General features: G+C 70.7%; 29 protein-coding genes. 15 read left to right on the plus strand and 14 right to left on the minus strand.

Annotated elements, in window-relative coordinates:
* Nucleotides 1–724 precede the first annotated feature (724 nt).
* A complete protein-coding gene (locus B082_RS40300; protein ID WP_018554925.1) occupies nt 725–859 on the minus strand; it encodes a hypothetical protein in 135 nt (44 codons plus the stop codon).
* Nucleotides 860–990: 131 nt separating this feature from the next.
* Between B082_RS40300 and B082_RS0127030 the strand changes: the two genes are divergently transcribed.
* Nucleotides 991–1,272 (plus strand): hypothetical protein, encoded by a 282-nt coding sequence (locus tag B082_RS0127030; protein ID WP_018554926.1) that lies wholly within the window; start codon nt 991–993, stop codon nt 1,270–1,272.
* 114 nt (nt 1,273–1,386) lie between these two features.
* A complete protein-coding gene (locus tag B082_RS0127035; RefSeq protein ID WP_018554927.1) occupies nt 1,387–1,683 on the plus strand; it encodes a hypothetical protein in 297 nt (98 codons plus the stop codon).
* Between the two features lie 4 nt (nt 1,684–1,687).
* Here the strand turns inward: B082_RS0127035 and B082_RS0127040 are convergent, their stop codons facing one another.
* From B082_RS0127040 to tap, 7 genes are all read right to left on the minus strand, one after another.
* Nucleotides 1,688–2,389 carry a hypothetical protein gene (locus B082_RS0127040; protein ID WP_018554928.1) on the minus strand — a complete coding sequence of 234 codons (702 nt, stop codon included), beginning with the start codon at nt 2,387–2,389 and terminating at the stop codon, nt 1,688–1,690.
* A 188-nt stretch (nt 2,390–2,577) separates the two neighbouring features.
* The gene (locus B082_RS0127045) at nt 2,578–2,838 is read right to left on the minus strand and encodes a hypothetical protein (RefSeq protein WP_018554929.1); all 261 of its coding nucleotides are present in this window, start codon (nt 2,836–2,838) and stop codon (nt 2,578–2,580) included.
* Nucleotides 2,835–3,194 (minus strand): DUF6247 family protein, encoded by a 360-nt coding sequence (locus tag B082_RS0127050; RefSeq protein ID WP_018554930.1) that lies wholly within the window; start codon nt 3,192–3,194, stop codon nt 2,835–2,837. Before B082_RS0127050 ends, B082_RS0127045 begins: the two co-directional genes overlap by 4 nt.
* 46 nt (nt 3,195–3,240) lie before the next feature.
* Nucleotides 3,241–3,585, minus strand: coding sequence for a hypothetical protein (locus B082_RS0127055; protein WP_018554931.1), 345 nt, complete (start codon nt 3,583–3,585; stop codon nt 3,241–3,243).
* Complete coding sequence (locus B082_RS39280) at nt 3,582–3,719, minus strand: hypothetical protein (RefSeq protein WP_018554932.1); 138 nt, start codon at nt 3,717–3,719, stop codon at nt 3,582–3,584. Before B082_RS39280 ends, B082_RS0127055 begins: the two co-directional genes overlap by 4 nt.
* A 14-nt stretch (nt 3,720–3,733) precedes the next feature.
* Complete coding sequence (gene tpg / locus B082_RS0127065; RefSeq protein WP_018554933.1) at nt 3,734–4,291, minus strand: telomere-protecting terminal protein Tpg; 558 nt, start codon at nt 4,289–4,291, stop codon at nt 3,734–3,736.
* A 3-nt stretch (nt 4,292–4,294) separates the two neighbouring features.
* Nucleotides 4,295–6,409, minus strand: coding sequence for a telomere-associated protein Tap (gene tap, locus B082_RS0127070; protein WP_018554934.1), 2,115 nt, complete (start codon nt 6,407–6,409; stop codon nt 4,295–4,297).
* A gap of 256 nt (nt 6,410–6,665) precedes the next feature.
* Here tap and B082_RS0127075 point away from each other — a divergent pair, with 256 nt between their 5' ends.
* Together B082_RS0127075 and B082_RS0127080 are read left to right on the plus strand one after the other, a co-directional pair.
* Nucleotides 6,666–6,971, plus strand: coding sequence for a hypothetical protein (locus tag B082_RS0127075; RefSeq protein WP_018554935.1), 306 nt, complete (start codon nt 6,666–6,668; stop codon nt 6,969–6,971).
* A gap of 96 nt (nt 6,972–7,067) precedes the next feature.
* Entirely contained in the window at nt 7,068–7,508 is a 441-nt protein-coding gene (locus B082_RS0127080) for a hypothetical protein (RefSeq protein ID WP_018554936.1), read from the plus strand.
* An 11-nt stretch (nt 7,509–7,519) separates the two neighbouring features.
* On the opposite strand, the gene B082_RS0127085 is transcribed toward B082_RS0127080, so the two are convergent.
* The 6 genes from B082_RS0127085 to B082_RS0127115 form a co-directional block, all read right to left on the minus strand.
* Nucleotides 7,520–8,338: a DciA family protein gene (locus tag B082_RS0127085; RefSeq protein WP_018554937.1), complete on the minus strand. Its 819-nt coding sequence runs from the start codon at nt 8,336–8,338 to the stop codon at nt 7,520–7,522.
* Nucleotides 8,335–10,971, minus strand: coding sequence for a hypothetical protein (locus B082_RS0127090; RefSeq protein ID WP_106435542.1), 2,637 nt, complete (start codon nt 10,969–10,971; stop codon nt 8,335–8,337). Before B082_RS0127090 ends, B082_RS0127085 begins: the two co-directional genes overlap by 4 nt.
* 1,017 nt (nt 10,972–11,988) lie before the next feature.
* A complete protein-coding gene (locus B082_RS0127100) occupies nt 11,989–12,543 on the minus strand; it encodes a GNAT family N-acetyltransferase (protein WP_018554940.1) in 555 nt (184 codons plus the stop codon).
* The gene (locus B082_RS0127105) at nt 12,540–13,310 is read right to left on the minus strand and encodes a GntR family transcriptional regulator (protein WP_018554941.1); all 771 of its coding nucleotides are present in this window, start codon (nt 13,308–13,310) and stop codon (nt 12,540–12,542) included. Before B082_RS0127105 ends, B082_RS0127100 begins: the two co-directional genes overlap by 4 nt.
* A 95-nt stretch (nt 13,311–13,405) precedes the next feature.
* The gene (locus B082_RS0127110; protein WP_026250250.1) at nt 13,406–13,993 is read right to left on the minus strand and encodes a UTRA domain-containing protein; all 588 of its coding nucleotides are present in this window, start codon (nt 13,991–13,993) and stop codon (nt 13,406–13,408) included.
* On the minus strand, nt 13,990–14,778 hold the full coding sequence (locus tag B082_RS0127115) for a GntR family transcriptional regulator (RefSeq protein ID WP_018554943.1): 789 nt from the start codon (nt 14,776–14,778) through the stop codon (nt 13,990–13,992). The genes B082_RS0127110 and B082_RS0127115 overlap by 4 nt, the downstream gene beginning before the upstream one ends.
* A 492-nt stretch (nt 14,779–15,270) precedes the next feature.
* Here B082_RS0127115 and B082_RS0127120 point away from each other — a divergent pair, with 492 nt between their 5' ends.
* The 11 genes from B082_RS0127120 (at nt 15,271) to B082_RS0127170 (ending at nt 23,284) form a co-directional block, all read left to right on the plus strand.
* Nucleotides 15,271–16,113: a hypothetical protein gene (locus B082_RS0127120; RefSeq protein ID WP_018554944.1), complete on the plus strand. Its 843-nt coding sequence runs from the start codon at nt 15,271–15,273 to the stop codon at nt 16,111–16,113.
* A gap of 154 nt (nt 16,114–16,267) precedes the next feature.
* Entirely contained in the window at nt 16,268–16,660 is a 393-nt protein-coding gene (locus B082_RS37525; protein WP_018554945.1) for a hypothetical protein, read from the plus strand.
* Nucleotides 16,660–16,875 (plus strand): hypothetical protein, encoded by a 216-nt coding sequence (locus B082_RS0127130; protein WP_018554946.1) that lies wholly within the window; start codon nt 16,660–16,662, stop codon nt 16,873–16,875. The genes B082_RS37525 and B082_RS0127130 overlap by 1 nt, the downstream gene beginning before the upstream one ends.
* Before the next feature lie 14 nt (nt 16,876–16,889).
* On the plus strand, nt 16,890–17,213 hold the full coding sequence (locus tag B082_RS0127135; RefSeq protein WP_018554947.1) for a WhiB family transcriptional regulator: 324 nt from the start codon (nt 16,890–16,892) through the stop codon (nt 17,211–17,213).
* Nucleotides 17,210–17,389, plus strand: coding sequence for a hypothetical protein (locus B082_RS36760; RefSeq protein ID WP_018554948.1), 180 nt, complete (start codon nt 17,210–17,212; stop codon nt 17,387–17,389). Before B082_RS0127135 ends, B082_RS36760 begins: the two co-directional genes overlap by 4 nt.
* A gap of 196 nt (nt 17,390–17,585) precedes the next feature.
* Nucleotides 17,586–17,777, plus strand: coding sequence for a DUF5999 family protein (locus B082_RS36765; RefSeq protein WP_037710992.1), 192 nt, complete (start codon nt 17,586–17,588; stop codon nt 17,775–17,777).
* A gap of 107 nt (nt 17,778–17,884) precedes the next feature.
* Complete coding sequence (locus B082_RS0127150) at nt 17,885–18,469, plus strand: DUF6197 family protein (RefSeq protein WP_018554950.1); 585 nt, start codon at nt 17,885–17,887, stop codon at nt 18,467–18,469.
* Between the two features lie 106 nt (nt 18,470–18,575).
* Nucleotides 18,576–19,112: a DUF6197 family protein gene (locus B082_RS0127155; protein WP_018554951.1), complete on the plus strand. Its 537-nt coding sequence runs from the start codon at nt 18,576–18,578 to the stop codon at nt 19,110–19,112.
* Nucleotides 19,113–19,260: 148 nt separating this feature from the next.
* Nucleotides 19,261–21,828 (plus strand): hypothetical protein, encoded by a 2,568-nt coding sequence (locus B082_RS0127160; RefSeq protein ID WP_026250251.1) that lies wholly within the window; start codon nt 19,261–19,263, stop codon nt 21,826–21,828.
* A gap of 306 nt (nt 21,829–22,134) precedes the next feature.
* Nucleotides 22,135–22,650 (plus strand): DUF6197 family protein, encoded by a 516-nt coding sequence (locus B082_RS0127165; RefSeq protein WP_026250252.1) that lies wholly within the window; start codon nt 22,135–22,137, stop codon nt 22,648–22,650.
* Nucleotides 22,651–22,696: 46 nt separating this feature from the next.
* Nucleotides 22,697–23,284 carry a hypothetical protein gene (locus B082_RS0127170; RefSeq protein WP_018554954.1) on the plus strand — a complete coding sequence of 196 codons (588 nt, stop codon included), beginning with the start codon at nt 22,697–22,699 and terminating at the stop codon, nt 23,282–23,284.
* Nucleotides 23,285–23,458: the final 174 nt, after the last annotated feature.

Consider the following 23,458-nt stretch of genomic DNA (forward strand, 5'->3'; position numbering starts at 1 on the left):
ATCACTAGGGGAACCGTTTTGTTCTGGTTTTCCAGAACACGCGCGGCAACGTCCAGTGGGCAGGGGGCGTACATCGTTCCCCTCCGGGGGAAACCGCAGGTCAGCCGCGCGTAGCACGCCGGGACGGTATTACCAGGGGAACCGTCCTGTTCTGGTTCTCCAGAACACGCGCTGACTGTCCCGGCGAGTGCGTACATCGTTCCCCTGGAGGGGAAAGCCCCAGGTGGCGGGGTCAGTGAGCAGCACGGGCGCCGCGTTGTATGCAGCAGCTGCGCATAGATCTCGCGCATAACATCACAGCTCAGTTATGTTCCGCGGCCGTCGAGACGGGTTCCGAGGTACTGCTTCCTGGCCTCGGAGCAGCAGGCACCGGACAGAGCAGCGTGCAGCAGCTGGCCGTGCTGCACCGGCCGGGGCCGGCCTGCTACCCATGCAGCACCCGTGTTCCGCCTGGCCCATGCAAATGCTGCGCTGCCCCCACGAGACCACCGTGCTGCAACCCGACCACCACCTCCAGGACCGCGAGCAGCACCCCACCGAGGCGGGCTACGATCCTCCGCTGCTCATCGAGCAGCACCTGCTACACCACGGCGAGCAGCACGGCCAGGAGCAGCGGCTACCCCGTCGCCGAAGGCCCTCGTCTCACAGCTCACACCCTCACAGCGGCATCGTTCACCTGGGGAAACGGGCCGTGTGCCACACAGGGGCAGCCGGGATCGGTGAGCTACAGGACGGTGCCGTGCAGGGCGCGGCGGCCGCCAGACATGGCGTAGCGGCGGGCGGCGAGGCCGCTATCGAGGGTCTCGCCGATCTGCTCGCACAGCAGCGCCAGGACGTCGGCGGCCTCGATGTCGGACATGGGCGGCGACGGCGTCGTGGATCGCGGCGCGGGCGGCGGAGCCGGTACGCCTGGGCGCGGCTGATGCCGAACTTCGCGTCGCAGTACGCCTCCCACGAGGTGAAGCCGAGGGAGAGCCAGACCTTGGCGGCGTGCGCGTCGCGGACCCGGGCAGCGAGGACGGCGACGGTTCGCCTGACGTCGTCCATCGCCTCGCGCAGCCCGGCCGTGACCTCTCGGGCGCGGGCCGCGCTGAGCGGCGGCCGCGCCGGGGCGACGGCCTGCTCCTGGTCCTCGCTGTCCTCGCCCACGACCCCATCGTCCTGCGCGCCGGCGGACCGTGCCAGGGCGTGCGGAAGCACGGCCGCAAGCCCCCCACCTCACAGGCTCACAGCCTCATAGGCAACGCGTTCACCTGGGGAAACGCCCTGTAAGGCTCGTAGACCTCACAGGGCGGGGCTGAACGTGACACCGGTGCCGGGCGGCTCTGGCAGGCTGATCCGCGACGGCGGGCTGTCGCGTCTTGCCGCAGAACCAGGGGGTCCGGGGTGGCGGGGATCGAGCGGGAACCGGCGGAGGTGCGGATACCCAAGGCCGCCTTGGACGCCTTCGCTGCGGCGCTGAGCGTGCGCACGGCGGCGATGCGCACCTGGCCCGACGGCATCGAGTGGATGTACGCGCTGGGCACGTGGGACGAGCCGCACGTGGAAGTGGCGCTCATGCCCGGCGGCGATGAGGTGTGGCTGCGGATGTCCACCGACCGCTCCAAGCTCGTCGTGTGGACCATCCAGGAGTGGTGGGACTTCGCCGGCGAGCTGCCCGGCGCGGCGCCGCCGCAGGTCTGAGCGTTCAGCCCTTGTCGATGATCCGGATGAGGCCATACGGGAGTTCCTCCGCCAGCGGGAACAGCGGCTCCAGGATGCCCTGGTACACCGGGTCGGTGTGGGGCGGGCAGTGCTCGGTGAGCAGGCAGCCGGCGGCTTCGTCTTTGGTCCGGGGGTGGTCGGCGTCCTCGTCGGCGGCGATCTCCAGGACGATGTCGATCGCGTTGTTCACGCCGTCGCGCGCCTTGGCCCACCGGCGCGCGGTGTCCTCGCGCTCGCCCGGGATGGCGCTGTGGTGCGGGCGCTCGGGCAGGAGATCGGCCACCGGCACCGACAGCGCCTCGTGCAGGCGGCCCAGGGTCGGCTCCTGGCACAGCTCCTCCACCAGGGCGGCCGTCAGGGGCGGCTTCGCCTCCGCGACGCGCTGCAGAACGGCGACGCCCAGGACGACCGCGGCGGCCGTGTACCGCCAGGCGACCAGCGCCGTGTGCCGCTCGTACGCGGTCGCGCCGCTGGCGATCTCATGGACGGCCTGCCCGTGGAACGGGAACATCGTCGGCGTCTCGTGCAGTTCGGCGACGTCACCGGCGCTCGCGAGGCGGTCCCAGAGGGTGACCGCCGACTGCCACTCGTGCCGCGCGGTCAGGGACGCCGCGTTCAGCGACCGCAGCGCCTCGAGCTCGGTCGTCGTCAGCGGGCCGCGCTCGTCGAACCGTGGAAACCGCATCGCCACTCCCCACCCCGGGTTTTTGGATCAGTCCCCGGCACGCTACCCGGCCCTACGGCACCTGGTGGCTACTCGCGGATACGCGTTCCCGCCCGGGTGGCAACGCGTGGATACGGTGGTGGCTACGATGCGAAACGCCCTGACCCCGGCAGCTGCAATGCCGGGGTCAGGGCGTTGTCACCGGGTGGCTACCCGATCCAGATGATGTCCAGGACGGACAGGTGGCGGGTGAGCCGGTTTATCACGTAGACGACGGACAACTGCCCGACCGACGCGGCGCGGACGTCCTCGCCGTCCGGGTCACCGGTGTTCCACTGCGGCCACCCCCACGGGGAGCGCACCGCGAGGTCCAGGACGTCGCGGACCGACTCCTTGGCGTGCTCGGGGAGCTCGGTGAGCGTCTTGGCGGCCTGAGCCGACAGGCGAACCGCCCACGGCTCACCGGTCACCGGCGGGCACCGAGGACGTCGTCCAGGTCCACGAAGCCCGACTCGTCACGCCCGGAGTCCATGTACGCGTCGACGGCCGGGGCCGCGGCGACGCGCAACTGCCAGGTCCGCACGACGTCGTGGAGCGGGGTGAGGCTGTAGGTGTGACGGGAGTCGTCCAGGGCCTTGGCCCAGTCCCGCTCGAAGGCCGGCACCCAGGTGTCGGCGCGGCGGTCGGCGCGCAGCTGAGCGAGCAGCTGGGCGGCGGCGGCCGGGGCCGGCGGGGCGGGGGCTTCCTCGGGCTGCGCGCTCATGGGCACCTCCTGGCGGGTCGTCACTTCACCGTACGCGCGGTACGGGGCGGCGGGAGCGGCCATGACTGTTTTCCTTCCGTGTGAGGCCGGTCGGCATCTGGTGAGTTGGTCAGGGCTGGTCCGGGGCGACGATGTACCCGAACCCGAGGGCGTGGGGCTTGGTGCGGTAGCCGAAGGCGTTCAGGATGCTGCCGAGGGCGAGGTGCATCGTGGCGCGGACGGTTTCGTACTGGATGACCACGGCCTCGCCCGCGCGGCCCGGGGTCTCTACGTCGATTGCCGCCTCGCAGAGCCGGTCGTGCATACCCCAGCTGATGTGCACGTGGTCGTCGTAGACGGAGATGAGGAGGCCGCCTTCAGGTTCGCCGTCCGCACCGGACACGGGCGCGAAGCCAGCGCTCTCCAGGTCGAACCGCAGCCGGGCCTCCAGGGCTTCGAGGTCCATGTGCGTCATGCCAGCTCCTCTTCCCAGTCGAGGAAGTCGGCGCCTTCCTCCTCCTGGCGCTGGTAGTCGTCGGCGGCCTGACGGTTCGCCGCGTACTCTGCCTCGTTCTTCGGGTGCGGATACGGGTAATTGATGCTGACCATAAAGGGTTCCGAATTCAGTAGTCGAGATCGAGGTAGTCGATGTTCTTCATTTCGACTTCGTGGAGGTCGCCTGCGCGGCGTCCGCCGTCCTGAAAATACACTTCCCTGAATCCGTCGGCGATGATTTCACGCAACTTCTGGTCGCTGACCCCTTCGTCACGGGCGGCGAACAGGCGCTGCGCGTAGGTTGCGGGGAGGTGGACGGTCAGCCGGCGCATCCGCGGTTCGTCGGTCGATCCCCCGGCGGCCTTGTAGCCGAAGGACGCCCGGGTCTCCACAGTGATCCCGCCGCTGCTGGCCGCCTGCTTCCGCCGGCGGCGGCGCACCTGCGGCTGCCAGCGGGAGCGGACGGCATCGTCGATCTTCTTGGCGATGTCCTTGGGCGGGTTCTTGCGGGCGCCGCGCCGGTAGCGGTTGACGGAGTCGGCGGTGATGCCGAGCTCCTGGGCGACGGCCTTGGCGGTGCCGAGCTGCTTGACCAGGTAGCCGATCTGGGCCTTGAGGGTCTTGGGCGGCTCGCGGGTGAACGCTTCCCGTTCGGCGCGCTCGATGGCGTTCTCGATCTCTCGCACGGTCTACTCGCCTTCGTCCAGGACTGCGTTGCCGCCCTTGATGAGGCTGGCGGGGTTGTGGCCCTTCTCCATCACGTCGACCGCCCACAGCATCGACTGGACGCCCTCCAGCTTCGCCAGGCCCGGTGTGGGCCCGAGGCGGAACCCGCCGGGCTGCGGCTTGCCGGACGCCGCGTACGGCAGGAAGTCCAGCGGGCTGGCACCCGGCGAGGGGTAGACGACGCAGTCGGAGAGCACCGCGAGGGGGTAGAGGCCCGTCAGCTTCACCATGTTGGCCAGCTTGCGGTGCATGTTGACCCGGGCCTTGCTGATGACCGCGGCGCGGATGTCGGGGCGCCAGGTGGGGCGCTGCATACCGGGCCACGGGTCGCCGGGCTTGTGGTTCTTGCCCTGCGGGTTCTCGAACAGCTTGCCGATGCCGCCCTTGATGGTGCCCTTGATCGCGGCGAGCACGGCGGTCAAAGCGGGGTCGACGTCCTTGTGCCGGGCCATCGCCTCGAGGAACTCGGGGTCGGTCAGGTCCTTGGTGACGCCCATGTCGGCGAGGGTGTCGACGTAGGCGGTCTTGAGCCGGTCGTGCCAGGGGTCGAGGTACGCGCCGGTCTCGCGGCGCAGGTACGCCTCGATCGGGGTGACGTTGTAGCCGAGCTCCTGGGCGTAGGCGACGGTGTGCGTCTGGTACCAGGCCGGTCCGGTCGGGCGCTCGCCGGACGGGGTGAACGGTGAGGGCAGGCGCGGGTCGATTTCCACGTGGGACAGGTCGACCAACCAGGACCCGGGAATCTTGGGGTTGAACTTCGGGGCGTGGAAGTGGTCCGGGGCGGACAGGCCGACGGTGAGCCGGGCGGCGGCCGCGAGGAACGCCGTGTTGAGGTCCAGGCCGACCGCGTACGGCAGCGTGCACTCCTCGTCGCCGAGGAGCTCCACCGGGCGCACCCAGTTGTACGCCTCTTCGTGCAGGAACCCGCCGTCCCAGCCGGAGTGGAAGACGGCCGGGTGCTCGGGCTGGCCCTCCGGCGGCGCCGGGTCCATCGCCTCCGTGCCCAGCGAGCCGGGGTTGGGGCCCGATACCCAGTTGCCGGTCTCCTCGTCGCGAACCGGGCGGGTCGGCGGGCGCAGCGCGGTCATCAACTCCAAGCCGGAGACGGCGGTGCTGCCGCGCGGGGTGCTGACCCGCTGGGCGTAGATGCCCAGGACCCGGGCGATGTCGGCCGGTGCCATGTCCGTGACGCCGGGCCAGGAGCGCTCATCGAGGGCGTCCCAGGGCAGGACCGCGAGCTGCACACACTGGCGCTGGGCACCGGTGGCCTTGCGGTAGATGCGGGCCCACGGCCCGAAGCCCCTCTTCGTGAGCTGCCACTTCGCCTTGAGGACCTGCTTGACGACCAGGTGGTCCTCCTCCAGGCGCAGCCCGCGGCGGTCCTCCAGGCGCTCGGGCAGCCCGAGCTTCACGGCGGCCGCCGTGGTCAGCACGATCAGCGGGTCGGCGTCCTTGCCGTTGCGGTGGAGCTTCGGCGCACCGAGGCCGGCCTCGCGCAGCGTCCACTCCACCAGCTCCACGACCGTGGTCGCCGGGCAGTCCAGCACGATGCCGTCAACGCCGTACGCGGAGCCGTCGCCGTCCAGCACGGCGAGCGGCCCGTGCGGGAAGCGCGGGTCGACTGCGGGCTTCGCGGCCTTCTTCGCGGCCGGGCGGCGCGACGACGTCGCCGGACGGGCGGCCGGGCGCTCCGGGGCGGCCGGGGCGGCGGGGGCCTGAACCGGCGTGACGGTCTCCGGCTCGGGTACCTCGGGCGCGGCAGGGCCGGTGAACGTCTCCGGCACCGGCTGCGGCGCGGCGACCGGAGCGGGAGCGGCGGAAACGGCATGGGCGGGATACTTCGCCGCCCATCCGTTCAGCAGCCGCTGGTACGCCTCCAAGCGCGGCGACTTCGGCTCGCTCCTGCCGTTTTCGTAGTTCTTCACCGTCTGCACGGTGGACTTCAGCGCGGTCGCGAGACGGGCCTGGGTGATGCCGGCGGCCTCGCGCAGCCGGGCGCGCTCCGCCGGGGGCGGGAGCTGCGGCTCCTCCTCCAGCAACGCGTCGACGGACGCGAACAGTTCTTCCTCGGATGCCATGGGTGGATCTCCTTTCGTGCCCTCACCCTAGCACTGTTTACCCTAGCCTTTAACCCATTTTTTTAACCCGTTCGGATAGAGTTTCCGGAGGGGTGTGGACCGGTTTTTCGCGGCATCCGCAGGCCCTGACTCACACCTGGCAGGCCGACCGCGCACCCTTCTCACCTGGGGAAATGGCGTGTGAGGCTCATAGGTGGCGGCTTGAGTTGTCAAGAGACTGCCCCCTCGGGCGGGCGCGCTCGCTACGGTGGCGACCATGACCGATCAGGGTGGGGTTCAGGACAGGTCGGAGCAGGCACGGCTGGGCGGCGTCGTCGAGCCGCCACCGCCCGCTCCGCTCGGCACGGTGCGGGTGGTCACCGGCAGTCGGGCCCGGCAGGTGAACGACCAGGAGGCGCAGGACTTCGGGATCTCCACCGACCGGGTCTGTCTGGAGATCGAGCACATCTTCTACGACGCCGAGGACGACGTCCTGCGGCACACGGTCACCGTCGACTACAGCGGCCAGCCGTACGTCACCCGGCACGTGCCCACCCCCGAGGAGCTCGCCCGCCGCGAGTAGCCGGCCCCGGCGCCCTGGCCCTTCCCGGCGATCGGCGGATCCGGCCGGGTGCGGCCGGTACGGTGCCGGGTGAGACGTCGACTGCAGGGGGAGAGCGTGGCGAAGATCAAGCGTGGCGACGTGCTGGGTTTCGGGGTGCCGGTCGCGCTCTTCCTGCCCGGGGTCGCCTACCTCGGGATCACCAACGGCCACCAGTTCATCGCCAACGACTTCTTCGCCCTCATGTACTGCCTGGCCAGCGTCGGCTTCGCGTCGGTCCCGCTGCTGTCGTGGCGCCGGGGCGGCGGCCGGTACGCCGACCCGGGCTTCCTGAAGTCGACGTGGTTCCCGTGGCTGTTCACGACCATGCAGGGGGTCGCCTACAGCTCCCCGCGCAGCGACGCGAACGTCTTCATGCTGATCTTCGGATGGGGGATGTTCATCTACGCCGGGATGGTCGGCCTGTACTTCCTCGCCCGCGCGCTCTGGGGCGCCGACGACGACCAGGCCGTGCCCGAGGTCGACGGCGACACCGTGCGGCCCGAGACCAGCACCTGACCCGACGCCCCTCACGCCGTCTGCTCCAGACGCCGCGGGACAGCGACTTCCCGGCCGGCCTTCTCGTCCCGGGCCCGGCGCAGCGCGGCGGCCTCGGTCACCGCGGCCTGGCGGCGGCGCTGGATGCGGGCCTGGTCGATCGGGGCCGGCGCATCGTCCGGGACGGAGGGCGGATCAGGGAAGGCGCGGCGGGACAGCTCCCGCATCGCCTTGGTCTGCCGCTCCACCGCGTCCGCGATGCCAGGGTCGACCCGTGACGGCACCACGGCCTGGCGGTGCGCCTCGATCGCGCGACGGTAGCCGTCCGGCGGGGTCCGGCGCTGCACCGGCGACGTGGGTGTGCTCGGCTGCGGGTCCGGGTCGGCGGCGACCGTGGCGGGGCCGGCCTTCACGGGTGCGGGCGCCAGGACGTGCAGGGTGCGGACGTTCGCGCCTCGCACCCGCTCGTTGGCCGCCTCGATCAGCTTCGGCGCGCTCCAGCGCAGTTTCGTGCCGACGGCCGGGGCGTCGGGGGCGACGTCCAGGCGGCCGGTGTCCGCGTCGAACGCCACGGCCTTCACGCGCCCGGCGAGCTCGGGCACGGCCGCGGCGAGGATGGCGTCGAACTGGGCGAGGACGCTGCCGCCGGCGGCCGGGGCGACCATGCCGCGCTCGGTCAGCATGCGGCTGATCGCGCTGCCCAGTCCCAGCGGCTCACGCCCGTCCCGGGAGACGACGGTGGTAGTGCGCCGCTTCGGCTTCCTGGTGGCGGAGCCGTTCTTCTTCGCCGCCTCCCGGGCCGCGACCAGCGCCTGGCGGGCGAGGTCGACGCCGCTCAGCTCGGTGGTCATACGACCACCGCCCCAGCCGTGTCGCCGTCCAGCGGGCGCGCGGCGAGCTCCGGCAGCCGGTTCGTCCACGGCGCGGCCGCGGCCGTCTCGGTGCGGTCCGCCGCCTGCTCGCGCAGCTGCTCAAGCCGCGTCGCCAGCAGGTATCCGGCCACCCGCTCCCGGGCCGCGTCGGCGGCCTTCGTCGCGGCGGTGACGGCGGCCTCACCGGTCGGGTTGTACTGGAACCAGGGGCGGCCCTGCTCCGCCTTGTATGCCCGCCGGGCCTCCGCTTCGGCCTCCTCGGTCCGGCCCAGCATCGCCAGCGCGTTGCGCCGGTACTCCGCAAGGGACTCCTGGGCGGTGTGAAGAGCGCCGTACGCAAGCACGGACGCGGTGCCAACCGGGTCGGCCTCCTGGTCGGAGGGATCCATGGCGCGCAGGTAGTCGGCGCGGACAACGGCAATCTCGCGCTCCAGCGACACGCGCACATCGGCGGTGATGGCGGCGACGGCGCCCGGGTCACCCAGGTCGACGGAGGTGGCCGCGACCATCCCGGCCTCCACGATCAGGGCCTCGGTCCGACGCCGGTAGCCGCACGCCTCGCACAGCCCACCGGCCTGCGACTGCCCGCAGTCCTCGCACGCCAGCGCCTGCCGGACCGCATCGGCCTCAGCCGCGGCCGCACGATCGGCATCGACCCGCTCCTGCTCAGCCGCGCGAGCTGCGGCGCGCCGGGCCTTCTCCGCGCGGGCCTGCTCCTGACGCCACACGAGGTCCTCCGCCTCGATGGCCACCTGCTCGCGCAGCCGCTCCTCGAGGATGCGCCGACGCTCGTCGTCGCCCACGCCGGGCAGCTCACGGTCGATCTGCGCCGCGATCTTCGCCCGCCGGGCCCGCCGGATGTGCACCACGTTGCCGCAGTTCTCGCACTCGCCGCCGGTGTCCAGCCGGATCCCGTCGTCGCAGCGCCAGTCCGTGCACGCCTGACGCTGCACCAGGCCCCGCCGGATCAGCCACCCGTACGGGCCGGTGACCATGGCCTCGCCGCCGGTCTCCGCCAGCCGGTCGGTGAGCCGGTCGGCCAGCAACCGCGGCGCGGCACCCGGCAGCGCCAGCAAGCCCTCAAGCCGAGCCAGCTCCGTCTTCGCGGCCGCCTCAACCTGGTCCTGCTGCCAGCCGCTCAGCTGCTCCCAAAGCCAGGACACCGGCGCCAGGGCCACCCGCAGACGAAGATCAGCCGGAAGGCCCACCCTCCGCTGCTGCTGCGTCTTTCGACCACCCACGGCCTTCGGCCGACCACTGGCCCCAGCGCCGGTAGCGCGCTGCGCATCCCGCTCATCGACCGAGGACTCTTCCGGCTTTTCCCCGCGCAGCGGGCCGCCCTCAGCCGCCGGCGCCCCGGACCCGGCAACGCCGGTCTCGTCGTCGACGGCCTGGTCCTCGCGCACGCACACGCGCTCCGGCCGACGGCCTTCACCCCCACGGCCTTCGCCGGAAAAACCACAAGAGAGCTGCGGAGGAACTACGGGAGTAACCACAGAAGCGTGGTTTGCGTGGAGCTCTGCACTACCAGGACGCTCCTGATCTGCCGCATCCCCGGGGCCCTCAATACCGCCGATCCCAGTCGTCCCAAGGGCACCAGCAGCCCCGGCCGGAGCATGATCTCCGAATGCACCAACAGGACGCACCGAAAACAGCGACCCGGCCCCTGAAACAGCCTCCACACAGGCCAGGCGACGGCCGTACGCGCGGGCGACCGGCAGCAGCATGACCCGGCCCCGGCCGCGCATCCGCGTCGACGTCTCCCGGTGCTGCCGCGCCACGACACCGGCCTCCGTCAGCCGCGCCAGAACCTTCCGGGCCCCCGCAGTCGAGCAGCCCAGCAGCCGGGCCAGCGTCGCCGCCCCACGCCCCTCGCGCTTCTTCACCGAGCCGCCGACCAGCTGCAGCCAGCCCGAGGCCGGGGTGTTCAGCACCATCAGCAGCAGCCCGAGCCGGTCGGTCGCCGCGCCCTTGCCCTTGCGGCCAGCCAGCAGCCCCGGCGGTGTCGGCTCCTTGTCCTCCGGCGTCCAGCCGTGCCCGAACAGCGCCTCGATGAGGTGCAGCAGCGTCGCCAGCTCCGCCTGCGTCAGAGCCAGCGGATCCCCCACTCCCCCGCTCTTACGGGCGTTCCACAGCGGCATGACCAGGCACTCCAGCCCGGTCGGGTGCCCCTTCTCGTTCCTCTTCTCCTTGGTGTGCAGCGCGTCCGAGGCACGCAGCGGAACCAGCACCCGGCGGTTGACCGTGGACTCGCCCACGCCCATCCACCGGCCCAGCTCCGCAACCCAGATCGACGTCTGGTTGTCGTTCTTCGCACCCTTCGGCGCGCGCGACTTCGCGTACAGCACGACCGTCGCGAGCCTCGCGACGTCCGACTGCCCGGCGATCGACGGGTCCGCCAGCAGAGCCTGGACCGCATTGCGCAGCCGCAGCCGCATCGCGCGACCAAGACGCAGCGGGTCATCCAGGCCGCCGTCGCCCGGCTTTCCAGAGGCCGGCACCGACCGCAGCGCGTTCCGCTGGCCGGGAAACAGGGGCCCGTCGACGGAGTTGTCGAAGAAGTCCCGCACAGGGTGGTCCAGCACAGCGGCCGACGCCGCTCCCGCGCTCACAGGAACATCCCCGAGGTCAGCGAGGCCACCGACCCGGCGGCATCCGTGTGACAGTCAAGGGGTGTGATGTACGTCACAATCCCGCCAGGGGGGACACCACAACCTGCGGTAATCACCCCAGGGGGGGTACTGACCTGGTCGTGGTCGACCTGACAAGACGGCCGAAGCTCGTGCACTATGGCGTTACCCGCCTTCCATATAGATCAACAAGGACCGACCTCCGTTGGAGATCGGACGGGCGGGGCGCCCCCTCCGTGAGGAGCGGGCACCGGACGAAGAACCAGAAGCGAGTCCTTTCTCCTTGCGGTGATTCGAACGGGTGTTCCAAAGGCCCTTGCCGGGGCCGGCGGAACGGAGAAGCCACTTCGGTGGCGAAGCCGCTTCGGCGGTGCTGTGCAGAAGCCCCCTTGCCGGGGGGCCGCTGCGGTGGTGCGTGGTCCTTGCGGACCGGGTACTGCGACTGATTGCTCAACCCAGCTCGATGAGCTGGAGCCCAGGACCGGCTGGAACCGGGGACTGGGCGGCCGACCTCTGGTCGGCGTGAAGGGCCGCGCGAGGCCAAAGTGGATTGCCGTCCACTCGTCTGGCGCGCGCGGCCGGTGGCGCTACGTCACCCCGACCCCCTTGATTCCGAGGCCGGTGTCGGCGTACGCGAAGGCGCACTCGATGGCGTGATCGCGATGGAGGAACGGCGTAGCTGCGCGTGGAGTTCCGCACACGCGGGTAGTCTTCATCTCGCGATCACCTCCTTTCCAGGTGTCGCCCAACGAGGCATTGCCCCGTACGAGGCCCCGAGGACCATGCCCGGTCCCGGGGTTCTCGTCGTTATGGATCACTTCTGGGCACAGCCTAACCGCACGACCCGACAGAACTACGGGACGAATTCGGGAAGCGTCCGAGGTGCCCGGAATGCCGCGCCCGCCGGACGGGAAGCGCGAAGTGAATTGCCCGCCAGATGGGATGAGCACCGGTCACTCCTTCCTGGGTTGCAGTCAGGTCCTCTTTGGCTCCGCGGGATCAGCCTGCGAATTTTGAGGAGCCGGGATCGTTCAGCAGAGCGTTCGGGTGACGTACGACTGAGGCCGACCGCTGGCCCATCCATCCGGACAGGCGATGGGCTGGGGCTTCAGTACGGACGTGCTCGAACCCCTCGCGCAGGTAGAACCGTTGCAGCTCCAGGTTGTCGCGCCAGCAGTCCAGGCGAACCCAGGTCTTGTTCTGCGCGCGTGCCTGGCTGCCAGCCCAATCGAGGAGACGACCGCCAAGATTGCTGCCCTTTGCGGCCCGCGCGGTGATGAGTTTCGCTACGTAGACGGCGCGTTCGGGAGAGTCGCTCGGTCGCCAGAAATCCATGTCTGCCGGGGCGAGTGTCACTGTGGCGAGCACGCTGCCGTCGTCGACGACCCAGGTTCGGCCGGCCTCGATATCGGCCATCCATTTCGCCAAGGCTGGACCGCGGGTCCGAGGGTTCCTCCACTGATCAATCCCGGCGGCAGCGAGCCAGCCTTCCGCCTCGATGCGCAGCGCCATCAGGGCGTCAACGTCTGCCGTAGTGGCGAGGCGCAGTGTCACCGGTTGATCTCCAGTTCGTAGATGATCCGGTTGCGGTCGCCCGGGGCAATCGTGACCATCACACGGACCGGAACGTTGTCAGCTCCGTAGCCAATTCGAACGTGCTGGCATACAGGAGTGCCCGGCAGGTTCTGCAGATCGAGACGCTCGATCTCGGTAGTCGTGGGCATCCTGATGTCGAGCTCGTCGCGGATGCGGTGTTGCGGGTTGCCCGTGGCGGCGAGGATGCCGCCCTTCATGGTCACGTCGCGCTCCTCCATGAGGGGAGTGCCTTCGGCGATCGAGACGGGGAACCACGAATCGGCGAGTTGGCACGGCTCGCCGTCGACGAGACGAAGCCGTCGGCGGGCAACGACGGGTGTGCCCGGCTCCAAGTTGAGCCAGTTCGCGATGTCCTTCGGCGCCGGTTCGGTCGAAACCTGCGGAGTGCCTTGCTCGGGCTCCCTGCCCTGGGCTCGGACCTGGGCTTTCCAGTCGTCGGTGTTGGTCACCGGGTCGTCGCTTCTCTCCCCGCGTTCGTACTCGCCGGGATTCCAGAGCAGCGGGTTGTAGACCCGTACGAACGCGCCCGCGCCCTGACGGGCAACGACGTGGCCCGATTCCTTGAGCTGAGTGATGGCCCGGTACACAACGAGTTCGCTGGCGCCGAACTCCGCCGCGATCTGCTTCGTGCTGGGCAGCTTGTCACCCGGCTGCAGCGCGCCGGAGCCGATTCGGACGCGGAAGCTCTCCGCGATCGATCTGGCCGTAGCCGGCTTCTTAGTCATGGCGGGAACCTTAGCGCAACTTCCGATAGGAAGTAATGGGCGGGGCCGTGCAATCGGTCAGCGACCCATCGAACGGCCCCGAGCGGCGAGGTCGATCAGCTGGTCGGCACGCTGTAGCGCAGCACCCAGGCGTCCGGAGCCAGCGTGTGCACGGTCACTTCGACAGCGCGGCCTGCGCTGGTGCGACCGACGTGAATGATGCGGATCAGGAGAGTCCCGGCCTCGATGCCGAGCGCGGACGCCTCAGCCTCTGTTGCCGGGTGCTGCTGGATCTCCTCGGTGACCTCGGTCTGCTCGAAGCCGGCCTCCGCCATACGCGAGATGATCCCGCCCTTGCCCGGATCGGGCTGCTCGATCCCGGCGGCTTCGGCGACATCGAGGGGGATGTACGAGTCGGCCAGCTGCACCAGGCGGTCGTCGCTGAACATCCGACGCTTGCGAGTCGCAGCCTCAGTGCCGGCCTCCACGCCGAGGACCGCAGCGACGGCCTCCGGGGTCGCGTCGCGCTCCACGGTCGTCTCGACGCGCGGGACGCCGCCCAGCTTCCTGATCTCGGTGTCGAAAGCTCCGCGCGAGGCTCCCTCCTCCCGGCGGGCACGCAGGTAGCGGGTCGAGGAGTCACGCACGATCTTGTCGCTCACAGTGATGAATCCGTTCTTCGTTTGGTGGTGATGGGCAGTCACGCCGGATCGCCAGGTGTGTCCGGCGGGTCGATCGGCCAGGTGTAGCTCAGCGTCCATAGCGTCGTTGACACCACGTGCACGCAAGCCTCGACGACTCGCCCCTCCCCGCTGCGGGCTACGTGCGTGATCTCGTACACCTGGCGTTCTACGGGGATAGCCAGGGCGTTGGCCTCCGCCGGACTGGGCGAGCGGACGTCGATGGTCTCGGTGATCGTCCGTTGGCCGTGACCCAGCTCTTCCAGGCGGGACTTCGAACCTCCCGCTCCGGTGTCCTGCTGTTCCAGCTGCGTTCCGAACGCGATGCTGCCCGGGAAGTAGCTGGTGGCCAACTGGACAACGATCTCGCCGGCGGACATGACCCGCGCCCGGATCAGCACCGTGTCTGGAGCTGAAGGATCGACATCGAGCAGCTCGGCAATGCGCGCCGGCGGGCTGCCGCGACTGATGTCGGTTTTGCTGACCGGCGCCATTCCCAAGCGCTCGATCTCGGCCGCGAAGGCACCGCGGGCCCCGTTCTGCTCCCGGGCGACACGCATGTACCGGCCGGTGCCGTCGCGGTGGATCTTCCCCAGGATGGGCGACACGATGGTGCCCAACTTCTGGACGCCGATGGTCAATCCCCGCTCGGTCAGGTCGCTGTAGGCCCGTTGGACCGTGGTCCGTGAGCCGCGACCGGCAGCGACAAGCTCGGTGATCTTCGGCAGCTTCGTGCCGGGTGGGTACGCACCCTCCGCGATCTCATGCGCGAGCTCGTCCGCGAGCTGCTTCCACCGTGGCGTTGCCATGGCGCCTCCCTTCCTACGGTCTGACGACCCATCCAACCTTAATTCCGGTATTAACGCATGGGACTGCTTGACCCGCAGGAAAAAACCGGGATTATTCAACAGGTCGAATGTGGTGGCCCGCGCACGCAGGGTCACTGCGAAGCTCGACAAACTTCCTATCGGAAGCTGTTGACGGCGAGGCCCCTGCGGGTCTACCGTCTGGATCAGCTTCCGATAGGAAGTTGCAACGGCCGGGCGAACAAGCCCGGTTGCTGCGGGGCTCTCGGGCCCCGCTCTCGCACCACTGCATGACCAGTCGCCACTTCGGTGGCCACGCGCAGAGTCTGAGGCAACTAACTCCTCTGCCGTGTCCGTGACTGCTGTTTGAACTGTCGCAGCGCGTATGCGTTGTCGGTCCGTCAGGACGCCCGGATCTTCCGGTGGGTGCTGGCGTGGCCGAGAGGGCACCCGCGACGCCTTACCCGACCCGCCTGCTTCGTGAGGAGTTTCCCCATGACCGCATCCGTCCGTGAGCGTGAGGTCCAGACCGTCAGCCAGGAGCGCAAGCGCCGGACGCGGTCCCGCACGATCAGCCGCCTTGACCCGATTGTCGTTTCCAAGCTCCCGGCGCACGAGTACGACCTCGATCCCGCCTGCATCTCCCTGGTGTGCCCGTCCTGCCGCACGTGGGTTCCGATCCGTGTTGCCGACACGGAGCGGGCCACGGCCAAGCTGGTCCCTCACCACACCGAGCAGGCCGGCACCGAAGACCCGGTCCGCTGCCCCGGCAGCCACCGCCTGGTCACGATCAACGTCACCGTCGCCACGTGGTCCCGCCGCCTGGAGGAGGGCATCTCGGAGACCAACGGCCGCCGCGCCGACCGCGTCATCCGCAAGCCCCAGCCGATGCCCACCCCGGCTGTCATGCAGATCGTCGGTGGCCTCGTCGACGACAAGACGGCCCGCAAGCTGCACGAGGCCCACGTCAAGAGCTGCACGACCTGCTCCGCCACCACCCCCCGGTGCACGGACGGCCGCCGACTCGCCCACCTCGCCGCCCACACACAGCGGACCGCACCCCTCCGCCGCCAGAGGCAGACGCGGCAGGAGGAGCAGGCCGACAAGCGCGCCTGGGCACTGCGCCTGCTGCACGACCAGCAGTGGAAGAAGGTGGCCGGCCCGGTCCACACGACCGACCAGCAGCGCGTCCGCGACGTCCTGACCGCGCTGCGCAAAACGCTCAACACCCCGACCAAGCCCGGCGCTCGACCGCTCACCACGTGGGAGCGAGCCGACCTGGAGACCACGATCGCGGTCCTGGAACGGCAAGAGAAGGACCTCACCCACCGCTGGTAGGCGCTGGACGAACGACCACGGCCGGTCACCCCGACGAAACGGGGTGACCGGCCGTGGCTGCTCGTACAAGCAGTCACTCCCCAAACGGGGAGCGATCTCGACAGCCCATGGGATTGCAGCCCTCGGACTGTCCAGGACCTGACTGGAGGACCTGATGCCCAGCATGACACGCACCATCCCCGCCCCGTCGAACGGCCTCTACGACGACATGGAGGACGCCGACAACCAGAAGGGCCCGGAGCGCGACGAGACCGACCGCGCTTTCCGTGACCTCGTGGAGCAGCTGGTGGCCGACGGCGACGACCGGGCCGCCGTGGCCGGCCGCAAGGTACGGCGCACGCTCCAGGAGATGGCCCCCGACTACGTCCGTCAGCCGGTCCTGATCCTGCACCGGCCGACGATGGGCCAGTGCCCGCTCTGCGATCGGTTCAACTGCCCCGGGCATGACTGCCCGCCCGGCGTCACCGCGCTGGACGAACAGGGCCACAAGGACCTCTCGAAGAAGGTCGGCGAGGCCAACAAGCGCAGCGAGTCCCGCCCGAAGTAGTGGCCGCTCTCATACGCGCCGCCCGGACCGCACAGCACCTCGCGGTCCGGGCCCTCACCGTCCACGGCCTGGCACACCCGCTCACCCTCGCGCTCCTGACGGCCGCCTCCGCCGCGGCCGCCAGGGCATGGGAGGCCGGCCACCAAGTGACGGACATCCACCCCACCAGCACCGCGAGCAGCCCCGGGACGCACCCCGGGACTGCTCCGTACTGACCCAGGAGGTCCTGATGAACCCCATCCCCATCATCACCGCCGTCTACGCGCCCTCCGCCGACCTGCCGGTCAACACCAACTGGCGGGCCGCTTCCGCCTGTCGGGAGGAAGACCCCGAGCTGTTCTTCCCGATCGGCAACACCGGCCCGGCCCTGATTCAGATCGAGGAAGCCAAGGCCGTCTGCCGCCGCTGCCCGGTCATGGACCGCTGCCTCCAGTGGGCGCTGGAGTCCGGCCAGGAGCACGGCGTGTGGGGCGGCACCGACGAAAACGACCGCCGCCGGATCCAGCGGCGGGCCGCCCGTCTCCGTCTCAAGGAGCAGCGGTCCGCGGCGTGACGAAGCGCAGCCTGTACGACCTCTACATGGCCGCCGCCGCAGCGGTCCGCGAGCACGACGCCACCTGCCCCACGTGCTCGCCGGACCGCCGCTGCACCACCGGCCGCCGCCTGTACGGCGAGCTCGTCCGGCTCCAGGACGACTACCTCGCCCAGCAGAAAACGAAGCGCGCCTGACCGCACCACGGGACAGGAACCCAACTCCTCTCCCGCCCCACGCTGAACGCTTGCACTGGCCGCCCGCACCACGGGCCGCCGGCCCTTTCGCACGCCTCCAGCCCGGGACACTCCCGGGACCGCCTTCCTCCTCGAGGAGAGCCCCATGGAAAGCAGCCACCCCACCACCCCGACCACCACGGTGCTGCCGGACTCGCTGTGCCAGCACACCCCCAGGTGCCCGACCGCCGACAGCCCCGACCGGGAGGCTGCGCACGTCGTAGCTGCCCACCCGGAGCAGGGCTGGAGCCTCTTGTGTAACGCGTTGCTGCTCTGGGAGGACACCGGAGCGCTGCTCCCCGGCGGTCAGATCATCGCCCCGCACCGGCCCCTCATGGCCACGGCCTGACGGCTGCCCGATCCGCCCGCACCGGCCGCCCACCACCAGGGCGGCCCGGTTCGGGCGGTGACAGGGAGCCGGACAGCCCGGAATCACCAGACAGAACAGAGGCCACCATGCCCCAGACCCTCACCGCCGCCACTGCTTCCTCCGTGGTCATCACCACGCAGATGCTGGAGAAGGCTGCGGAGCTCGCGCTCGACTCCTACCGCCCGCTGTGGACCGGCAACTCCGGCGAGCAGTCCACCGGCGAGTCGGTCGCCCGCCACCTGGACGCCACGATCACCCTCCTCAACAAGGACGGCTGGACCCGCACCTGGTCCTGGCCCACAGAGTCGGCCAGCATGCTCCCCGCCACCAACGACGAGACGAGCGTCAGGGAGATGGTCCGGACCTTGCTCGACTACGTCCGCGAGGAGGACAGCGCCACCGCCGCCCGGGGTTCGCAGCGCTCTGCGCTCACCGCCCTGAGCCACATCGGGGGGACCGAGCACGGCGACCCCGACACCCGCGACATCGCGCAGGACATCCTCAACGTCCTCGTCCAGGCCCTGACCGACAACACCACCGCTCGGTTCGCCGCCTGGTCGGAGCGCCAGACTCGCACCCACGCGGACATCACCGCGCTGCTCGCCGCTGGCGCCCGGTTCGCCCGGACCTACGGGCCCGGCGCCCTGGCCTCCGCCCCGACCGCCAGCTGACCCGCTTCTGCCTGCTGCCTCCCCTGCCCGTCCCGGCCGTGCGCCGGTACGGGTAGGGCCGAGGGGAGCCGGACAGCCCGGAGCCACCGCACTGAGAGGACCGCACATGTTCGAGCTGAACCGCGGACTGCACCACAGCCAGGACCTGGTGGCCACCACCAGCGAGTTCGTCCGCGACATCGAGACCTTCGTCGCCGGAACGATCGCCGCATCGTCCCCCGCCAGCACCCCGGCCTCGCTGATCGAGCGCGCCTGGGCACTGGCCGAGGACTACACCGACTGGCTTCGCTGGGGCCCCAGCGGCATGCCACTGACCGGCGAGCAGATCGCCCTCCACGCCGAGGCCGCCATCACCATCCTGCGCACCGCGGGCTGGAACCCTTCGTACGAGGCCGGCCGCGGCATCCGCGACGCACTGACCCACGCCCAGACCACCGACACCGAGCACCGGTTCAGCGGTGACACCCGCATGGCGCTCGACTGGATCTTCGAGCTCCTCATCCGGGCCCTGACCGGCGCGCCCCGCGCCAACTACAACGACTGGGACCAGCACCCCGCCCGCACGGTCGAAGAGGTCTTTGGCCTGCTTGCTGCCGCCGCGACGTTCGCCCGCACCTACGGCGACCCGGCCCCGGCAGCCTGACCACCCGGCACCGGCCCAGCGCAACGGCCCTCCGGGTTCCCGGCATTAGAGCTGCCGGGGCCCCGGAGGGCCTGGTCCCGACCCTACCCACCGCCGCAGATCCACGGTGCCCCTTCTGTACTGAGGCGCCCGGAAGAAAGGACACCCCGTGGCCACCAAGCCCGCCACCCGCCGCAGGCGCCAGAACCCCGCGAAGACCCGCGCCAACGGGCGCGCCAGGGCACAGGCGTCTGCCGTTGTTCCCGCGCAGGCCGCCGCCCCCGAGGAGACGGTGCCGCTGGTGTACCCGGAGGCCGACCCGGTCGTGGCCGACGCCGCCGACCGCGCCGCCGACCTCCGGGACCTGGCCGCCGACGACGTCGCGCGGATCCTCGCCGACGGCCAGGTGCTCGCCACCGAGCTGCTGGACGGCGCGCGCACCGAGGCGGCCTCGATCACCGAGGCCGCCACCGCGGAGCAGTCCCGCCTCCTGGCCGCCGCCGCGACGGACGCCGACCGGGTCCGCACGGAGGCCGCCACCACCGCGGCCGCCGACGCCGACCAGGTCCGCGCAGCCGCCGAAGCGACGGCGCAGCAGCTGCTCGCCGACGCGCGCACGGAGGCCGAGACCGTCACGACGAAGGCGTCCGGCGCGGCCGAGAAGGTCCTCGCCGACGCCAACGCGGCTGCCGAGCAGCTGCTCGCCGACGCCCACCGCCAGGCGCAGGAGGTCGCCGCCACGGCGGCCGCGCAGGCGGAGCAGGTCAGCACCGAGGCCGCACAGGCCGCGACGCAGGCCCTCGCCGACGCGGAGACGGCGCGCACCGAGCTGCTGGCGGCTGCGGAGCGCACCGCGGTGGAGACCCGCACCCGGGCCACCACAGACGCCGACCAGCTCCTTCAGCAGGCTCGGGGCGAGGCGGAGCGGCTGCGCGAGAGCGCTGACGCCCAGGCCGCGCAGGTGAAGGCCGGGGCGGAGAAGGCAGCAGCCGAGCTGCGTGAGGACGCCACCCGCGAGCGGGAGGCGTCCCGTGCCGATGCGGCGCGTACACGGACGCTGGCCAAAGAGGACATCGGCCGGCTGCGGGCGACGGCGGCCGAGGACGCCGAGCGTCTGACCCGCACCGCCCGCGAGGAGGCCGACCGCATCGTGGCCGCCGCCCGCACCAAGCGGGACGCGGACCTCGAGGCAGCCGAGCAGGCGCTGGCGCAGGCCCGGCTGCGGGAAGCGGACGCGGACGTCACGCTGAAGGCCGCCGACGACATGGTGGCCGAGGCCGCCGCCCGGATGAAGCGCGCCACCGACCGCACCGAGCAGCGAATCGAGCGCAAGCGCCTCAAGCGCCAGGCCCGCGACGAGCGAAGGGAGGCGAAGGAGACCCGGCAGGCGAAGGCCAGTGAGCTGCGGGCCGCAGCCCGTGCCGGCCAGCCGACCGTGGCCGACCGGGTCAAGAAGTTCGTGAAGGTCAACGCGGAACGTCTGATGGTGATCGGTCCGATCACCGCCCCGATGGCCGTCGCGTGGACCGGGCAGGCCGGGTTCGCTGAGGACATCCTCGGCTGGGTCGTCCCCTTCACGATCCTGTTCGCCGCCGCGTGGGAGCTGTCCACGGCCTTCGTGGGCTGGATGTACCACCAGGCCCGCCAGGGCGGCGACGCCGGAACCCTCTACCGCGTCAGCACGTGGATCTTCGCCCTGGGCGCCGCTGTCATGAACTTCTGGCACGCCTCCGGTGAGCCGGTGCCTGGCAGCCGGGTCTGGGACGCGAAGGAGGAGATCTGGACGGAGCAGATCACCTACTGGCACTTCACCCCGAAGGCGGTGGCTTTCGCCGCCATGAGCATCGTGGGGATGGTGCTGTGGGAGCTGTACGCCTCACTGATCCACCGCCGCAAGCTCCGTGAGGACGGCAGGGTCGCCAAGGCCCGCCCGTCGATCGGCGCGGTCCGCTGGCTGCGCTACCCGGTCCACTCCTTCACCGCGTGGTCGCTGGCGATCACGGACCCGCGGCTGACCACGCTGGACCGGGCCTGGACCGCAGCGGGCGCGGAGCTCGCGGACCGCAAGGCGGACCGGACCGGTCTGGCCCGGCACCGGGTCGTCGTTCCCCGCCTCGCGGCCGACGACCACGGACCGGCAGCCATCCCCACTGTCCTCACCCTGACCCGCATGGACCGGTCCGGACCGCTGGACAGCCTGGTTCCGGTCCGCCCGGTCCAGCACGGCGGGTACCCGGTCCGGTCCGGTCCGGGCGAGCGGAACGCGGTCCACGGTTCGGTCCGGACCGCAGGGGCCACGGACCGGACCGGCGGACCGGCGCTCGCCCTGGAGTCCGGTCCGGCCGGACCGCAGGGCGCTGACCTGCCGACCGGGCCCGGTCCGGACCGTGGACCTCGGAGCGTGCCTGCCGCCCAGAGCGCGGCGGCTACGCGCGGGGTGACGGTCCGGACCGCCGATGCCGCTCCCGGACCGCAGGAGTCGGACCGCACCGGACCGGCCGACCGGGAAGCGCAGGAAGGCGATTCCGGTTCGGACCGTGGCGAGGAGGGCGGTCCGGACCTCACGGTCATCACGCTCACGGACCAGGAGCGGACCGCACTGGACCGGCTCCGGACCGCGAACGAGCCGCTGAACCGGACCAACATCGCCAAGGCGGTCCGGACCGAGGGCGGCACCATCGCCACGGACCGCGCCGGACAGATCGCGGTCGCCCTCAAGCAGCACACGGTCCGCTGACCAGACCGCCCGCACAACCGTCCTGCCGCTCATAGTCGTCCCCGGTCCGCGCTCGTATCCCGAGCGCGGACCGGGGACGGCCACGGCCGGCAGGCCGCTCGCCCGCACCGCGCCCTGAGCGCGGACGCAGCGGGCCAGGTACAACCCGCCCCGCGCCAGACCGCATCCGTCTCCCCCGCACCGAGCTCGGGCGCCGCCCCGAGCAGCTGGAGACCCGCGACGCGGTTCAGGCGCACGAAGGCCCCCCGCTGAAGCGTGATCAGCGGGGGGCCTCGGTCTTCTGCTCACGCAAGAAAGGAGCACAGCATGGCACCCACGACGACCGGGCCAGCCCCGAAATCTGGGAGCTTCACCCGTACGACGACCCCGCCGGCGCCCGCGCTGGCACCCCCCACGGTGATCCCGCCGGCCCTGGAGATCTGGGCGCCCGACCCCCCGACCTGGAGCCAGCGCATGATCCCCAAGGGGATCCGGTCCGCGATGGCTGACCTGGGGCTTTGGCAGGAGCCGCGCCCCTTGAAGCCCTCGTTCCACCTGGTCCAGGTGATCGAAGTCCTCACCCGCTACGGCTGGTGCCAGAGCTTCGATTTCTCCCCCACCGGACGGATGTGCATCAGGGGTGCCCAGACCTTCCTGGAATCCACCGGGCACGTCACCACGATCGACCGGGGCAAGGCCGTGAATTACCTCCAGTCCCAACTGGCCCGCCAGGGCGTGAACATGCGGTTCTGGGAATGGAACGACCTTTCCAGCAACACCTTCCGGGGTGTGGAGGCCACCATTTCGGCGGCCTCTGACATGGCGCGTAAGAACGGAGACTGAAATGACACCGGAAGAAGAGAGGGCATTCGAAGGAATTCAGGCCGGAATGACGGCCGGAATGACCTTCGGAAACAGCGCTCCGGACGCCTCCCCGTACGCCGACGAAGGGCCGTACGGAACCCCGGTCGTGCACAAGAAGGCCGGTCTGACCCGCCGTGGAAAGGTCGCCATCGCGGTGGCCGGAGTGGCGATCGTCGGCGGCGGAACCATCTGGTTCCAGGTCCATTCGGCGGCCGTCGCGAAGGACGAGAAGGAGGCAGCCGCCCTCCAGATCCAGATGAAGAAGCTGGAACTGGAGGAAATCAGGATCCGGAACGAGCAGGCGAGCACCGACAAGAAGGCCGCCACGGCCTCCGCCGAGAAGATCCAGGCGGCCGTCGACAAGTGCGTGAAGGACTCCTCCGGCCTCATCGGCAAGGGGTACGGATCGCCCTCCAGGGGCGAGGTCGTGGCGGACTGCAAGCAGCAGTACGACACCGTCGACGGGTCCGGCATGCAGGCCGCCGGCAGCGCCCAGGACACCGCGAACGCGGGGGGCGGCGGGATCAACTCCCCCGCCCTGCTGGGCCTCGTCGCCGGTGGCGGCCTGGCCGTCGCGCTGTTCGCACGCAAGGGCAAGAAGGCCGACGCCTAGTCACGCACGGTGATTAATTACTCCCTCCCTCCTGGCGGAGAGCGCCGCAATCGGACTCCCATGGTCCGGCTGATCGGCTGCTCTCCGCTGGGAGGTAAGGAGTAAGGAACCATCGGCGACCACGGAGAGTGAGGAAATCATGGCGACCGATACGGCGCCCCCGGTCCCCGCGGG

This window comes from Streptomyces sp. ATexAB-D23, assembly GCF_000373645.1.
Lineage (GTDB): Bacteria > Actinomycetota > Actinomycetes > Streptomycetales > Streptomycetaceae > Streptomyces > Streptomyces castrisilvae.